The organism is Saccharopolyspora kobensis (assembly GCF_900108315.1).
GTDB classification, from domain to species: domain Bacteria; phylum Actinomycetota; class Actinomycetes; order Mycobacteriales; family Pseudonocardiaceae; genus Saccharopolyspora; species Saccharopolyspora kobensis.
Genome location: NZ_FNVB01000008.1, coordinates 237,547 through 251,465, shown reverse-complemented (window position 1 = coordinate 251,465; position 13,919 = coordinate 237,547). Strand labels below are relative to the sequence as shown.

20 protein-coding genes are annotated in these 13,919 nt (G+C 68.2%); 11 read left to right on the top strand and 9 right to left on the bottom strand.

Going from position 1 to position 13,919, the window contains the following annotated elements; all coding sequences use genetic code 11:
• Nucleotides 1–4: 4 nt before the first annotated feature.
• Nucleotides 5–847 (top strand): hypothetical protein, encoded by an 843-nt coding sequence (locus tag C4T78_RS26365; protein WP_093354374.1) that lies wholly within the window; start codon nucleotides 5–7, stop codon nucleotides 845–847.
• Here the strand turns inward: C4T78_RS26365 and C4T78_RS36165 are convergent.
• Complete coding sequence (locus tag C4T78_RS36165) at nucleotides 834–1,211, bottom strand: hypothetical protein (RefSeq protein WP_146075836.1); 378 nt, start codon at nucleotides 1,209–1,211, stop codon at nucleotides 834–836. The two genes, C4T78_RS26365 and C4T78_RS36165, sit on opposite strands and share 14 nt — an antisense overlap.
• A 33-nt stretch (nucleotides 1,212–1,244) precedes the next feature.
• On the opposite strand from C4T78_RS36165, the gene C4T78_RS36540 reads away from it, so the two are divergent.
• The 7 genes from C4T78_RS36540 to C4T78_RS26335 all read left to right on the top strand — a co-directional run bounded on the left by C4T78_RS36540 (nucleotide 1,245) and on the right by C4T78_RS26335 (nucleotide 6,733).
• Nucleotides 1,245–3,239, top strand: a complete 1,995-nt coding sequence (locus C4T78_RS36540; protein WP_177247647.1) for a hypothetical protein — start codon at nucleotides 1,245–1,247, stop codon at nucleotides 3,237–3,239.
• Nucleotides 3,240–3,243: 4 nt separating this feature from the next.
• On the top strand, nucleotides 3,244–4,206 hold the full coding sequence (locus C4T78_RS26360; protein WP_177247646.1) for a phage tail fiber repeat family protein: 963 nt from the start codon (nucleotides 3,244–3,246) through the stop codon (nucleotides 4,204–4,206).
• Between the two features lie 90 nt (nucleotides 4,207–4,296).
• Entirely contained in the window at nucleotides 4,297–4,629 is a 333-nt protein-coding gene (locus tag C4T78_RS26355) for a hypothetical protein (protein ID WP_093354369.1), read from the top strand.
• A 4-nt stretch (nucleotides 4,630–4,633) separates the two neighbouring features.
• Nucleotides 4,634–5,023 carry a hypothetical protein gene (locus C4T78_RS26350; protein ID WP_093354367.1) on the top strand — a complete coding sequence of 130 codons (390 nt, stop codon included), beginning with the start codon at nucleotides 4,634–4,636 and terminating at the stop codon, nucleotides 5,021–5,023.
• Nucleotides 5,008–5,280, top strand: a complete 273-nt coding sequence (locus tag C4T78_RS26345; protein ID WP_093354366.1) for a hypothetical protein — start codon at nucleotides 5,008–5,010, stop codon at nucleotides 5,278–5,280. Before C4T78_RS26350 ends, C4T78_RS26345 begins: the two co-directional genes overlap by 16 nt.
• A gap of 8 nt (nucleotides 5,281–5,288) precedes the next feature.
• Complete coding sequence (locus C4T78_RS26340; protein ID WP_177247645.1) at nucleotides 5,289–6,452, top strand: glycoside hydrolase family 25 protein; 1,164 nt, start codon at nucleotides 5,289–5,291, stop codon at nucleotides 6,450–6,452.
• Nucleotides 6,449–6,733 (top strand): hypothetical protein, encoded by a 285-nt coding sequence (locus C4T78_RS26335; protein WP_093354361.1) that lies wholly within the window; start codon nucleotides 6,449–6,451, stop codon nucleotides 6,731–6,733. Before C4T78_RS26340 ends, C4T78_RS26335 begins: the two co-directional genes overlap by 4 nt.
• A 185-nt stretch (nucleotides 6,734–6,918) precedes the next feature.
• Here C4T78_RS26335 and C4T78_RS26330 read toward each other — a convergent pair whose 3' ends face one another.
• The 8 genes from C4T78_RS26330 to C4T78_RS26300 all read right to left on the bottom strand — a co-directional run bounded on the left by C4T78_RS26330 (nucleotide 6,919) and on the right by C4T78_RS26300 (nucleotide 12,105).
• Nucleotides 6,919–7,344: an Imm1 family immunity protein gene (locus C4T78_RS26330; protein ID WP_093354357.1), complete on the bottom strand. Its 426-nt coding sequence runs from the start codon at nucleotides 7,342–7,344 to the stop codon at nucleotides 6,919–6,921.
• The gene (locus C4T78_RS26325; RefSeq protein ID WP_093354354.1) at nucleotides 7,341–8,108 is read right to left on the bottom strand and encodes a DddA-like double-stranded DNA deaminase toxin; all 768 of its coding nucleotides are present in this window, start codon (nucleotides 8,106–8,108) and stop codon (nucleotides 7,341–7,343) included. Before C4T78_RS26325 ends, C4T78_RS26330 begins: the two co-directional genes overlap by 4 nt.
• A gap of 86 nt (nucleotides 8,109–8,194) precedes the next feature.
• Nucleotides 8,195–9,025 (bottom strand): protein kinase family protein, encoded by an 831-nt coding sequence (locus C4T78_RS26320; protein WP_235863627.1) that lies wholly within the window; start codon nucleotides 9,023–9,025, stop codon nucleotides 8,195–8,197.
• 114 nt (nucleotides 9,026–9,139) lie between these two features.
• Nucleotides 9,140–9,271 carry a hypothetical protein gene (locus C4T78_RS37140; protein WP_258958360.1) on the bottom strand — a complete coding sequence of 44 codons (132 nt, stop codon included), beginning with the start codon at nucleotides 9,269–9,271 and terminating at the stop codon, nucleotides 9,140–9,142.
• A 5-nt stretch (nucleotides 9,272–9,276) separates the two neighbouring features.
• Entirely contained in the window at nucleotides 9,277–10,383 is a 1,107-nt protein-coding gene (locus tag C4T78_RS26315; protein WP_093354352.1) for a radical SAM protein, read from the bottom strand.
• Between the two features lie 436 nt (nucleotides 10,384–10,819).
• On the bottom strand, nucleotides 10,820–11,005 hold the full coding sequence (locus C4T78_RS37445) for a helix-turn-helix domain-containing protein (protein ID WP_093354349.1): 186 nt from the start codon (nucleotides 11,003–11,005) through the stop codon (nucleotides 10,820–10,822).
• Entirely contained in the window at nucleotides 11,005–11,571 is a 567-nt protein-coding gene (locus C4T78_RS26305; protein WP_093354347.1) for a hypothetical protein, read from the bottom strand. Before C4T78_RS26305 ends, C4T78_RS37445 begins: the two co-directional genes overlap by 1 nt.
• A 321-nt stretch (nucleotides 11,572–11,892) precedes the next feature.
• The gene (locus C4T78_RS26300) at nucleotides 11,893–12,105 is read right to left on the bottom strand and encodes a hypothetical protein (protein WP_093354345.1); all 213 of its coding nucleotides are present in this window, start codon (nucleotides 12,103–12,105) and stop codon (nucleotides 11,893–11,895) included.
• Between the two features lie 201 nt (nucleotides 12,106–12,306).
• Between C4T78_RS26300 and C4T78_RS26295 the strand changes: the two genes are divergently transcribed.
• Genes C4T78_RS26295 through C4T78_RS26285 form a run of 3 tightly spaced genes read left to right on the top strand, consistent with a single transcriptional unit; the run spans nucleotide 12,307 to nucleotide 13,343 of the window.
• Nucleotides 12,307–12,726: a helix-turn-helix domain-containing protein gene (locus C4T78_RS26295; RefSeq protein WP_093354342.1), complete on the top strand. Its 420-nt coding sequence runs from the start codon at nucleotides 12,307–12,309 to the stop codon at nucleotides 12,724–12,726.
• Nucleotides 12,689–13,147, top strand: a complete 459-nt coding sequence (locus C4T78_RS26290) for a DUF5753 domain-containing protein (RefSeq protein WP_143185897.1) — start codon at nucleotides 12,689–12,691, stop codon at nucleotides 13,145–13,147. Before C4T78_RS26295 ends, C4T78_RS26290 begins: the two co-directional genes overlap by 38 nt.
• A 1-nt stretch (nucleotide 13,148) precedes the next feature.
• Entirely contained in the window at nucleotides 13,149–13,343 is a 195-nt protein-coding gene (locus tag C4T78_RS26285) for a DUF397 domain-containing protein (protein ID WP_093354337.1), read from the top strand.
• Nucleotides 13,344–13,919: the final 576 nt, after the last annotated feature.

Below are 13,919 nucleotides of genomic sequence, written 5' to 3'. Positions count from 1 at the left end.
CCCGATGCCGCTGCACCTCGGCCCGCTCGGCGCACTGCACACCATGCGATCACCGCGGGTCGATATCCCGATCGAGTACCCGCGGCAGGGCGGCGTGCACACCGCGCTCTCGGGCGCGACGACCGTCGACTACCTCGGCGCACGCGGGAAGTTCGAGTTCAAGTGGGCTCACCTGCCCGAGGCCGATGCCGAGTACCTGCTCGCGCTGCGCGACCGGCACGTGCGCGGACCGCTGCGGTTCGTGCTGGACGGGTGGCGCCGCAACCGGCTCGGCCGCTCGGCTGCGTCGCTGGGCTACGGGGGCCGCGACCTCGACGGCGTAGCGGTGACGTCGGGAATGCTCGGCCCGGCCCGGCAGTGGCCGCTGCAGGCCCCACCGGCGGGCCTCGGGCTGCAGTGGTCCGGCTACACGGCGGGCTCGGTGCTGCGGCTCGACCGGGGGCGGCCGGCGCCGATGCTGCCCGGCGAAACCCTCACCTGCTCGGTGTGGGTGTGGGGAAGCCATACCGAAACCGTGCGACTCGACGCCGACCACTACGGCGCGAGCGGCTACACCTCGACGACCACCGGGCCCGCGCTGGCCCTGGTCGCCGGGCAATGGCAGCGCCTCACCCTCACCGTTCCCGCCGCGGCTGCGGTGTGGGCGGTCTCGCCATCGGTCACCGCGGTCGACCGCGCCTCGGCCGACTCGACGATCGTGCTCGCCGCCGCGCAGGTCGAACCCGGCAGCAGCGCCTCGGCCTGGTCGCTGGGCGGCGGGGCCCCGGCGGTCGCCGTCGACGAGGTGCCGCTCGCGATCCCCCGCGCTGGCTACCTCGATCCCGAGCTACACCTCATGGAGGTCTGACCCGGTGTTCGACTCCACCCCGGAAGCCGCCCGCGCCATCCTCGCCCGCGAACGGCATTTCGCCCGCCGCCTGCTCATCGATTGGGCCGACGATGGCAAGTTCGACCACGAGCTCAGCGACCTCACGGCATGGGTGAAAAGCGCCGAGCGTGAGCAGACGCTCAGCAGCAACGCCCCCGCCGAGCTCATGCTCATCGAGGGCCACGCCCCGGCACGGCTCGACGTCGAGCTCGCGGGCGACTACCTCGGCGCACCGTTGGCGGCGCAGTTCGTGCCCTACAACCGCGATTCGGTGTTCTTCGAGTCCGAGGTGCAGCTCGGCGTCACGGTGACCTACGAACTCGCGGTGTGGACCGATGAGCACGGCTACGAGTGGTGGCCGCAGTTCACCGGGGTCGTGCGCAACGTGATCCCCAACCGCGACGGAACCCTCACAATCGAGTGTCTCGACAACGTCGAGCGGCTGCGCGGCCCCGTCTCGCTTCCGCCCTACGCGCTGTGGACGTCGTACCTGAACAACGGCTTCAAACGCGGCGGGCTGATCGACTCGTCGAGCATCATCGACCTCGCCGCGAGGGCGGGCGGTTTTACCCAAGGCCCGCAGATGTGGCCGCACCTCGACGGCAAGTCGCGCACCGCCACGTTCGGGCCGATCCTGTCCGTCCCGCTGCACGGGTCGCTTCTGCCGGAGTTCGGCATGTTGGACAACGCGCAGAGTTTTCACCTCACCGAGCAGTGGGAACTCGATCCCGATCCGGGGGTGCACCTGCGCGCCGAGGCGTTTGTTCCCGGCCCACACGGCTACCTCGCGCTCGGCGCAGTCCCGCGGGGCCGCAACGATTGGGCTTATCACCGGTACTGGATCGACGAGTTCAACAAGCAGGCGGGCAGCCTGGTCGGCACGTGGTGCCTCGGCGGGTGGATCTATTACGCCGGTCCGGGGGTCGACGAGTCCTCGACGCCGATCGAGATCCAGATTCGCAAGAACCGCTTGCAGCTGGTCGTCGAGGGTTCGAACGGCGGGGTCGCTGCCCGCCTGATCGAGCAAGGCGGGTTCATGGCCACCGGCCCGTTTGGGTTCATGCAGCCGGGTTGGAATTGGGTTCAGGCCGATCTGATCGTCGAGAACTCGGCGAACTACGCGATGCGGGCGCGGGTCAATGACACGGTGACGGCCGAATCCCGTTGGTCCGGTCGGGATGCACGCGACATCAACGACCCCTTGAGCGGGTTGTGCACGATCCAGAACAAGACCGCGCTCAGCGACGTCTACATCACCAAGTACAACGGCCTGCAGACCTTCGCCCGGTTCACCTACGACCGCAGCCCGCAGGACCGGGCGCGGGTGTCGTGGGGCCGCAACAGGATTGCTTACACCTTGCGCGAGAACGGTCGCGAGGCGTGGGATCTGGCGACCGAGGTCGCCGCCGCCGAGTACGGGGTCACCCTGTTCGATGAACGCGGGCGGTTCGTGTTCCTCAACTACGACGACCTCGCGGAACGCCGAGGCGCCGACGTCCGCACGTTCACCCTCGACGACCTCGCGAACCTCGGTTTCCGGGTCACCCTCGACTCGGTACGCAACGTGTGGACCGTGACCACCACGACCGGGCGGGCGCTGGCCGGCTGCGTCTACGACCTCGGGCGAGACGATGTGCCCAACTTCCGCGCCGCGAACGGCGAGCTGCTGCCGGACGTGTTCAACATTCCGCGGGTGTCCACCAAGGAATGGTTCATCGAGGTCAACGACCACGTGATCGCGGTCGAGCCGTTCCGGCTGCCGTACCTGCCGCAAGATGCCTTGTGGGAGGAACACGCGCCGCTGTTGGGTTGCATGAGCTTCACCGGGGCCGACTACAAGCCGCTCGGCCCGAACAGCGAGCAGAAACTCATCGACCGCAACCTCATGCGGTTGTGGATGAGCAACGGCTACGGCGACCCCGTCGGGTTCATCGGCCCCAACAACGAGCCGCGGTTTCGCATCGGCGGAACGCTGGTGCTCGAAGACGAGCCGAAGACCTGGACCATCCGCGACGAGACCTCGGTCGACGCCTACGGCGAGCGCGTCATCGAGCTCAACGACTCGCCGTGGCTGCAGGACGAATGGCAGACCCGCGCGATGCTCGCGCAGCTCGTCGACCGGATCGGCCGACCGATTCCCGTCGCCGACGAAATTGAGGTGCCCGGCGACCCGCGCGTGCAACTGCTCGACTGCGTGCAGCTGCGCGACGAGGGCGGGTTCGGCTCCCGCATCCGCGGGCAGGTCTACGGCATCACCCGCCGCGACGACGCCGACGGCATCCGCGACCGCTACGCCGTCGAGGTCATCGAACCGCCCGGCCCCGGCATGTGGGACTCGGGCAAGTGGGACAGCACCTTTACCTGGAGTTGATCACGTGACGATTCCGCACGCCCCGAGCAACGCCGACCGGATTGCGTACGCATCGGAGCAGAACGCGCTGATCGACCAGTGCAACGCGACAGCGCAGCAGACCGGCCAGCAGCAGGCCACGCTCGACACCCACACCTCGACCCTGTCCGCGCACGACTCGCGGATCGATGCGCTTGAGGCGGCGCCACCCGCGCACACCCACCCGATCGCGCAGGTCGTCAACCTGCAGACTGCCCTCGACGGGAAAGCGGCCACCAGCCACACGCACGCGCTGCCGATCGACGCGCTCACCGACGTCGACACCAGCACCACCACGCCGGTTGCCGGGCAGGTTCTTAAGTGGACCGGAACCACGTGGGCACCGGGCAACGACCTCACCGGCGGTGGGTCCGGCGGCGGGGCGACCACCCTCGACGAGCTCGACGACGTGGCAACCGCGAGCGCCACGGCCGGGCAGGTGCTCGTGTTCAACGGCACCGTGTGGGTTCCCGCGAACCCGCCCACGCAGGCCGCGGCCTACCGGGGGCAGTGGACCGATGCCGGGGGCAACATCGCAGGCACCGTGATCAGCGCCCCGAGCGCCGGGTCGCCGGGAAACCTCGGGGTCAAGGTCACCGACATTGGTGTGCAGGTCGAAACCCCGGTCGGCTGCTCCATGTCGGCGGGAACCTTCACCGCGAACGTCGCCGGGCGGTGGCGGTTCTCGGCCGCGGTGCAGTACCAGGGCAGCAACACCGCGCAGCGGGCGCTGTGGCTCGGCAAGGGCTCGGCGTCGACGTGGGCGAGCGGTGTGAAGTACGGGCAGATCGGCGCCCCGTCGATGGATGCGCAACCTGCCGGGCACGAGATCACCCTCGCCGTCGGAGGCACGGTGAGCGTCTACGTCGCGTGCTGGACGGTCGGCGGTTCGGTCACGATCCACCGCGCGCAGGGCAACGTGCTCACCGCGACTTGGCTTGGCCCCTGATCTCGTGAACATCCATTCAGGAACACCGCAGCCGTCGACCAGCGCCAACGGGTCGGCGGTTCTTCTTTTCCAACCCGAAATGAGGCGCTCGTGACCGATGTGGCAACCAACCTCAGCAGCCTCGCGGCGACCTACCCGAAGTTCGTCGAGGCCCCCACGCAATGGGCCTCGGTCGGTTGGTCGGGGCAGAACCTCACCGAGATCCAAGCACTGTTTACCGCGCACGGGATCAAGGCGACCGTGATGCAGGCAGGAACCGACACCCTGCTCATCATCATCGGCGGGGCCTCACTGACCTATGCCGTGGGCGAGCAGGTCGTGATCTGTTCCGATGACGGCGCCACGTGGCGCCACGACCCCGCCCGCCGCGACCTCGCGGGCCTGGTCCCGTTGACCGACTACTACGTCAACCCGAGCGCGTAGAACCATGTCCCCGGCCGCTTTCCGGCGCATCGCGTCGATCGGCATCCTCATCGCGCTCGCCTCGGCCGCCGTCTACTACACGGTCGCGCCGCCCCGGCTCGGCCTCGGGGTCGTCGGGTACCTCGACCGCCTCGGCCCCCTGCTGCCGGGTCTGTTCGGCGCTACCGCGGTGTTCGTCGCGGCCACGCTCGTGGTCGGCCGCTGGCAGCGAGGCGCCCACATCGCCGCCGCGGGCTGCATGTCGTTCTACGCCGCGGCGTTGTGGGCTACCGCGTTCGTGCTCGGCAACGTCTACGGCGTGGTCGGCGCGGGCCTGGCGACCTCGATCGCGATTCACGCGCTGCTGCTCGCGAACGCCTACCCGCGAGGGGGTTCGACATGGACCCGGCGCTAATCGGCTCCATCTTCGCCGGGATCACCGGGCTCGCGACCGTGATCACCGGCTACCTGATCAACCGGCAGAAGGTGCGCACCGACCTTGTCTCGGCCGACGTCGGCCAGGTCGAGGCCGAGCTCGCCGACCTCCGCGACCGGTTCGAGATCGCACTCGCCCACATCTACGAGCTTCGCGCCGCGATGGGCGCGCATGAACTGCACGTGCCCGAGCTGCCCGACGAGCTGACCCTGCGCCGCCGCCGGAAAACCGGCTGAGAGAGAAGGTGATCCCGATCCTTTGGGGTATCGACATTTCCCGGTATCAGGCCGGAATCGACTTGCACCGCGCCAAGCGCGAGGGCATCGACTTTGTGATCATCAAGGCCAGTCAGGGCACGCGCGTCGATCCGCAGTTTCGCCGCCACCTCGACCAGGCGCGCGCCGCCGGGTTGCTGCACGCGGTCTACCACTACCAAGAGGGCGGCATCGGCGCCGCAGCGCAGGCCGAGCACATCATGCGCACGGTGCCCCGCGAGGTCGGGGTGATCCTCGACGTCGAGGCCGGCGGTGGGAATGCCGCGCTCGCCCGCGATATCACGCACCGGCTCAACGCGGCCGGGTGGCGAACTCCGTTGCTGTACCTGCCCGAGTGGTACTGGCGCGAGATCGGTCGCCCGTCGCTGTCCGCGCTCCCGCCCCTTTGGTACAGCCGCTATCCGAACAGCCGGGCCGGGGCTCCCGCCGACGTCTACGCCCGCAACCGCAGGTGGCTTGACGGGCTGTGGGGCGGCTACGGCGGGCAGCGGGTGGCGGTCCTGCAGTACAGCGACGAGGGCCGCGTAGCCGGTCGTTCGCCCGTGGACTGCAACGCATTCCGAGGTTCCAGAGACGAACTCGCCGCGCTACTCGGCGGCGGGTCGCCCACGTTCGCAGCACAGGAGGTCGATTTGCTACCCGATGAACGCGCCGCGTTGTTCAGCATTCAGAACGAATTGGTCGGCCCCCGCGGGCCGCAGGGACAGATTCAGGGATGGCCGACCGCCCTCGGACCCCGAACCGTCGTCGCCATGCTCATGGAGATGTTCAACACCTGGCAGCCCGCCCGCCGACCGCCGGGTGTGGATCACGACGTGTGGCCGATCGACGGCCTCATGGACGGCAACGCCGTCGGGTTCCGCAACGAGGCCAAACTCGCCGCGGTCGAGCAGCGCCTCGCCGCGCTCGACGCGACGGCGAACAAGCTCGCCGAACTCCTGGCCACCGACCGCGACCTCGACGTCGAGACCATCAGGACCGAAGTGGGCAACGCCGTCGCGACCGCGCTGCAGCAGAACACCGTCGCCGTCGAGGTGCGCGGGTTCACGCCCGCCGATCTGGCCGATGCCGATGCCGGGGCGGTCGCCATCGGTGAAGTCCGCGACGAGATGCACACCGAGGGGGCGTCGTGAGCGAACCTGCACACCGAGCCCAACCGGCGGGCCCGCCGACGCAGACCGAACCGGCCGCGATCGCCGAAGCGGTGCGCGTCATCCTCGTCGCCCTCGTCGGCGCCGGGTGGCTCGCCCTCGACGACGCGACCCTCGCCTCGATCGTGTCCGTCGTGGGCGTGCTGGCCTCGGTCGCGTTGACCTGGTGGACGCGCCGGAAGGTCACCAGCCTCGCCCGGCCCCGCGCCACCGACGGCACCCCGCTCGTGCCCGCCGCGCCACCGGCCCGGCCCGGCGAATAGCCCCCTGAATGGCCCGGTTCGCTACCGCCGGGCACCGAAACGCCCCCGCCTGCACTCCCGGTTGTGTGCCTGCAGCCGGACGCGGGCGGGGGCGTTTCGTCATGTTCACGGGCAGGTCGTCGACCTGTAGCTCGTCACGTTGTGCTCGCGCCGGCCAGCGCGGAACGTGACCGCCGCCGAGCGGGCTACTCGCCCGCGGTCTCGTCGCGCCACGTCACCGAGGCGGGCCGGTCAGCGCTGGTGAGGAACTCGACGAGCACCTCGACGAACCGCTCGACCGGCAGGCCCGAACCGGGCGGAAAGTCATCGTCGTCGAACTCGCAGCCTTCCGAGGCGGGGTCGCCCTCGGGATACGCCTTGTCTCGGTTGGCGTCCTGGTAGGAGAGGTAACCGAACCCGTCGCGGACGGTGGCGTAGACGTCGTGATCGAAGAACCCGCGTTCGGTGTCCCACAGCGGCCGGTCGCGGTGGATCAACCGCGCCACGTCGGCGGCCTCGTCTGCGAGCAGCTTGACCAGCTCGCGCACCTGGTCGCGGTCCTTCACGAGCAGGTTCGCCCCGCGTTCCGCACCATCTTCGGTGAACACGGCCCAACGGGCGTCGATGGTCATCGGTCCCCTTCCTTGCCTCGGTAGAGCCTCCCGTTCGGGCTGCTCCCGTCCTTGACCCTCAGTGTGCTTCCCGGCGGCAGGAACCGCTCAAGCCACTTGTCGCAGGTATCCGGTAGGTCATCATCCCTGCCCGGCGTCGTGCCACACACCCGGCGGTTGATCTCGATCTCGGCGTCGGTGATGTTCTGGTCGTTCATCCGCATCGCGAACTGCACCTCGACGTGCCGGGAAATGGCGGCCTCGGCGTTCGGTCGGCCGTAGGTCAATCCGAGTTCGACGGCGCGCTGCCGGGCGGCCTTGTAGTACTCGCCGCCCTTGCCGCTTTCCAGCATCACCGCGTCGCCGTTGCTGTTGATCCACCGGCCGTGCGTCTTGCCAGCGCGAGGCGGGCGCGGTAGCTCCGAGCGTGCCGGGGCCGACGGCTGCGAGCTGGACGGCGCCGAGCTGGTCGCGGGCGAAGCGGGGGCCGCCGTGGTGCCCGGCGGGGCGCCCGAGGGAATCCCGTTTCGTTCCCGGTAGGCGCCGAGTTGTGTCGCGATCGCCTGCACCTGTTGACGCACAGCTGCGAGTTCCTGCGGCACGGTCTGCTGAACTTGCGCGGCGGCGAGCACCTCGTCGTCAGTGGCGCCCTGCAGCGCCGTCGCGAGGTGCCCGTTTCCCTCTTCACACCGATCGATCGCCTCGGTGAGCGCACCGGCCGCCGCCTCGATCTTGCTCACCGCGGTCGCGATCGCCTGGCCGAGCTGTTCCACTGCGGATGCCAACGGCGCCCCCTCGAACGGGCCGACAGTGACGAGCGCCGATCATGCCCGCCACCCCCGACACCCGCCGGTACGCGCCTGCGGAACCGCTATCTCGACGCTCGCGCGGTGCCCCGGCGGCTCTCTGCCCACTCGCGGGTGACCTCGGACATCTTCTGTTTCCACCGGTCCTCGGGCGCCTCGGCGGCGAGCTCATCCCACACGCGGGCGTTGGCGCGGGCGAAGACGTCGATCGCCTCGGCCGACGCGGTTGCCCACGCCGGGGTGTCGCGCACCCACCCCTCGGCGGTGGCGGGCGTGTGCCCGTCGGCGATCAGCCGGTACACCAGCACGCACGGGTCGATGAACGCCGCGCCTCGTGTGGGCCACGCCCAGTCGATCAGGTGCGCCGTTCCCGAGCTGTCGATCAGCACGTTTGCCGGGTTGTAGTCGGTGTGCAGCAGCGTCGAGCCGGTGAGCACCTCAAGCTCGGCCGGGTCGTCGACGTACTTGCGCCACCGCTTCTCGGGCCGCTTGATCTCCGGCAGATCCGGGCACGGGATGCTGATGAGCCGCTGCATCACCTCGACGACGGCCGGAAGATCAGGTGAACCGGGCCGGTAGTCGGCGTGCCGCCCCTCGACGTACTCGAAGCCGAGCAGATCCCACCCGTCGGCCTCGACCCACCACAGCAGGCGCGGCGACACTGCCCCCACGAACGGCGCGATGACCGCTTCGCGCGCTTGCGTCATGATGCCTGCGTGATCGGTACGGAGTCCCTTGACGAACACCCGTCCGTCGGCGGTGTCCAGCAGCAGCGCGACCGCCGAATGCTTCCCGGCCGACACCGTCCGCGCCGACCGGACAGGGCCGGTCCGCGATTCGATGACCTCGCGAACGTGCGAGGACAGCTCATGCCAGTCGACGCGAGCTAGCGCCATGCGTTCTGTTCCCTTGCTTCCGTGGTTGCCCGTCGGCGGAGAGGCTAACGAGATGACCGAACGGGCCTGCACACGGCGCGGTGCGCAGACCCGTTCGGGTGGCGGCGTTGTTGATCAGTACGGGTTGTCATCACTTGAGGTGCACGAGCACCTGTTCGACTCGGAAAGCACGTCCAGGTCCGCGACGAACTCGATCTCTTCCGGCTCCTTTGACGGCGGTTCGAGCGTCACCAGGACAGCGGGCATTTGGTTCACCTCCTTCCGTGCTGGCAGTAGCTAGCCAAGGGCGCATTTGCCTCTTGGTAGCGCTTCGCGAGCGGCCTGCAGACCCCACACGAGCCCTGCAGGGCACACCCCGAACACCCGCCGGTGCGAAGCATCAACTTGTCCGCAATCGGCGGGAGCTGTGAGAGCCCCTCGATTCCCTCGGCGATCAGGTCGACCTGTTCGTCTCGGCCGACCTTGCAGATCGACGCCCGGCCGAACGGGTCGGCGTGGAAGTGGGTCACTCCGGCGTTGCACCCGGTGAAGGGTGTGCGGGCGCGCAGGTGCTCGGTCGACTGCGACGTCAGGCTCTCCGGCCCGCTGTGGATCGTCGGTGAGATGTTGCTGTAGACGTGGTGGTCGTCGCCGAATTCGTCGGCGAGCGCCCGCATTTCGGCTTCCTCGTGCTTGTTCTGCTCGACCACGATCACGTTGAACCGCAACGGCAAACCCGCTTCGCGGGCAGCGGCGAGGCCGCGTCGGAACAGCTTGAAGGTTCCGCGGCGCTGCGTCACGCGGTCGTAGGTGGCTTCCGTGGCGCCGTAGATGCTCACGACGACCCGGTAGGGCCGGTAGCGCGTGAGCAGGTCGAGAATCGTCGCGTTGTGCAGGCGCGAGCCGTTCGTGCTGATCGTGAGCATCATCCCGAGCTCGTAGGCCAAGGCGTAGACCTCAAGGAACAGCGGGTCGATCAGCGGTTCGCCGCCGGTGAGCTGCAGCCACAAGACCCCGGCGTCACGCATGATGCGGAGCAGCCGCGCCCGGTCCCGCCATCCGAGCCCCTCGAACCGCTTTCGGCCGAGATAGCAGAACGGGCAATCGTAGTTGCACCCGAGGTTCAACTCGTAGGACGCGCGGGCGTAGCCGTAGAGCGAGGGCTGCCGGACGAGCACCGCCTCGCCTGTCCGGCGCTCGTTCAGGTCAAGCGCCCACGCCCGGTGGGCTGCGTCGACCAGCCACGAGGGGCACGGCTGGTCGACGCGGGTCTGTTGCAGTTCCCGGTACTTGCTCGTCGGAATCTTGAGCCCCTGCTGTCTGCCCGGCCGCAACAGCAGGTGGTGATCAAGAAACGGGGATGCGATCAGTTCGTGCACGCTGTTCCTCCCTATCGTGTCTCCACCGCGGGCCTTTCCTCAGATTCGGGACAAGCCATCGAGAGCAGCGCAAAGAGCCTCGCGGGATCTCGCGGTGCGGGTGAACGCGACCGCGCTCGCGGCGCGGCGTTCGGCGTCGAGCGCTTTCTCGTCCGCCAGTGACGGCGTGGCCGGGCTGGGCTCAGCGGGTACGACGGGGGTGAACCATTCGCGGCGGGGTTCCTCGAACAGATCGCCCGACCATGTCACCTTGACCCCGGCGCCGACGAACCCGCGACGATGTTTCCCTGTTATCACTGCGATTTCCCTCCGTGCGGTCGCGTTTCTCGTGGTCGCTGAGCTGGTTCGGCGGGCACCCAGCCGCCCGGCGGCTCGAACGTTCGCCACTGCAGTACGAGGTCGGTTGGCGGTTCCGGTCGCGGTAACGGGCTCGGCATCAGCTAGCCGTTTTGCTCTGGCTCCCAGAGGGGCGCATCGTCACGCCCGCCTCAACAAGAGCGGTGCGCATCGTCGAGTAGGACACGTGGAACTTGCGGGCTAGCTCCCGGATCGACGGGCCTTTTCCGTTGTCGTACAAGCGAACTACGCGGTCACGAGTCTCGCCCGAGATCAAACGCGGCACTAAATGATTCCTTTCCGAATGAGCAGAGTTCGAAGTTTCTTCTCAGAGATGCCGAGAGCAATTTCGAAGCACTCGCCGCAGACCGGGAAACCACCGACGGGATCGCTCAGCGGACCCCACGCGAGGTGACAGCACAGCGTTTGAGCCACGCTGCAACCGTCGAGCGTGCTGCGGATCGCATCCGGCTCGACCAGGTGCGAAGCCTCGTCGCCGATCATCGCGACGCCGTAGGAGTACGCGCGGCCGGACTCGGTTGCTGGGGGCTCCCGCTGTGGGGAACGGACGGGAAGCAGCTTCGCCGCGAGCTCGTCGGGCAGGTCGGGCGCAGGCTCGGCTGCGTCGGCGGCACGGTCGGCACGGCCGAACGCCACCAGCAAGCACGCCACGCACGGCATCCCAAAGAAGCTGTTGACCTGTTCGGCGTCCGTCGCCGCGAGCCGATGCCCGCACGGGGCGATCAGGACCGTCGGCGGCGGGCTGTGGAAGTCCAACGGGTAGGCGTGCACCTCGGACTGCGCGAGGTTCTCAGCGTTGCGGTTCCGGGCGAGCATCACCATCTGCGTCATGCCGGTCGCCTCCGCAGCCGGTGCCGCCCGCCGGATTGGTGACCAGCAGCGGGCACGGGAACACGACACGTGCCCGCTGCTGGCATGTCTCGCCGAGCGCGACGGGGGAAGGCGCCCGACGAGGTCCCGCGCACCCGTGCGAACTCGGGGTGTCGGGCGCGATCGCCACGCGCCCGGACCGCACGGTGCGCGCTGCGCGCTGCGCCGCGCTGCTGCTGCTCGTGCGCAGGGGAAAGGTCGGCGAACTCTTCAACGAGGTCGATCACGGTCGGCGCCCACATCGCGACGAGGCACAACAGCAGGAACAACCACATCGCTACTTCAGCCACGGCGAGCACCGCCTCGGTGCACAGCCTTGTGCAGCCGGTTCCGTCGTCCGTTGGCGAGGCCGCGAGCGATCACCCACCAGTCGGACAGGTGTTCAGCGACCGACCCGTGCCGCCGCGGGGCGATTGAGCCGGCCGCGCAGGCGACGGCGACCAGCGCGAGCGGCCCCAGTACGGCGAGCCAAGCGAGCAGATTCGGATCGGACATGAGTGCTCCCCTCGGTGTCGCCGCCCTCCCCGCCGCTTACGGCCTGTGGCTCAGGGGCTACGTTGGGTGTTGCTCTTACAACCAGTGAGAGACTCTCAAAGCATGTGTGAGGCTCGCAAGACGCCACCATTGGTACGATCAGGTGACGAGCCCTCGCGGGCCGTGCACTGGCTGCGGCTGATCTAGCTCTAAGGTGGCCACATGACGACCGCGACGCCCCGCGCACGTGCGCTAGCGAAAGAACTGCGCGCCGCCCGCAAGGCTGCGCAGCTATCGATGCGCCAAGTCGGCGAAAAGCTCGGTTGGTCCGAAAACAAGGTGAGCCGCTGCGAGTTGGCCAAATTCACGCCTAACGAAGCGGACCTTTCGGCAATACTGGCGATCGTTGGCGTCATAGGCGAAGATCGCGAACGGCTTCTCAAGCTCGCTCGCGATATCGACCAACCTGCATGGTGGGAAGTTGGACTAGAGCTGACCACGCAGAACACCGCGCTCATTGACGCGGAGCAACGAGCCCGGCGGATCACCAATGCGACCGATGCTCGTTCCGGGGCTGCTGCAAACGCGGGGCTACACGCGCGCATTGCTGCCCAAACTCGGCGTGCAAGCCGACCAGATTGAGCGGTACGTCAACGTGCGTCAGGTTCGGCAGGGCATCCTGACTCAGTCGGACCCGGTCGAGCTGATCGCGTACTTCGACGAGGCTGCGTTCGCGCGAAGCGTCGGCGGCCCGTCGGTCATGGCCGAGCAGTTGCGACACCTCGCGTCAGCAGCAGAGCGGGCGAACATCACGCCTCGCGTGATCCCGTTCTCGGCTGGTGCGCATACGGCGATGTCGGGCGGGTTCTCGGTGATTGAGTTCATCCGAGACTCGCCGGTCGCACATGTAGAACAGCGCCACTCGGGCGCATTCCTCTCTGAAAAGGAGGACGTACAACCATTTCTTGACGCGATCGAAATACTCGACGAGGTCGCCTTAAATCAAGACGACTCGCTTGAGGTCATTGAGTCCTATGTGGCCAAGCATGAGAGTCAGGAGTGAAATGCAGTTCGACAACTGGCGAAAGAGTTCGCGCAGTGAAAAGGAAAATTGCGTAGAGATCGGCGGGGCGCCCGGTTTCGCGGGCGTTCGGGACACCAAGGACCGGGCTAGCGGTACGTTGGTGTTCGACATGACCGCGTGGGGCCACTTCCTGAGCGGAGTCAAGGCCGACCGGTTCGACACCCCGCAGGGCTGACTGCACGAAAAAGCGCCCGTACCCCGATAAGCCTAGTACCGGGGTGCGGGCGCTTTCTTGTGCACGGGTTCGGCCGACCCGGCAGTGATCCTACCTAGCCCCGCCCGGAGGTCGAGCGGACTCGCCGAACAGGACGAGTGAGCGCCTACCGAATCGCGTGAGGGTCTCTCAGTCAACGTGTGCCCCTGAGAAGCTCGGGCACCGGCCGCGATGCAACGAGCCCACACTGCGCCTGCGTGGCGACCCTCCGGGCGGCGGCGAGCGACGGGTCGGCACTTCCCCCGGTGCCGCACCTGCACCCCTGGCACGACCGTCGCCGGGGGCCTGTGAGTGTGTGTGCAGGTGTGGGTACAGGGGTGCGTGAGCTGGCCGGTAAGGGGGGTGTCAGTGAACGCCAGTGATAGGCTAGTGCTACCCGTAACGCCTGGTGAGGGCGCTACGAGCAGCATTTCACCTAGTCACCGCGCCGCGTGTTCATTAACGCGCGTAACTGTAGGCGGTGGCGGCGGTGGGGTCGGGTAGACCTGTTTCGGCAGGTCACGGGCAGTGTGGGCACCGTCCACTCTGGCCATACGG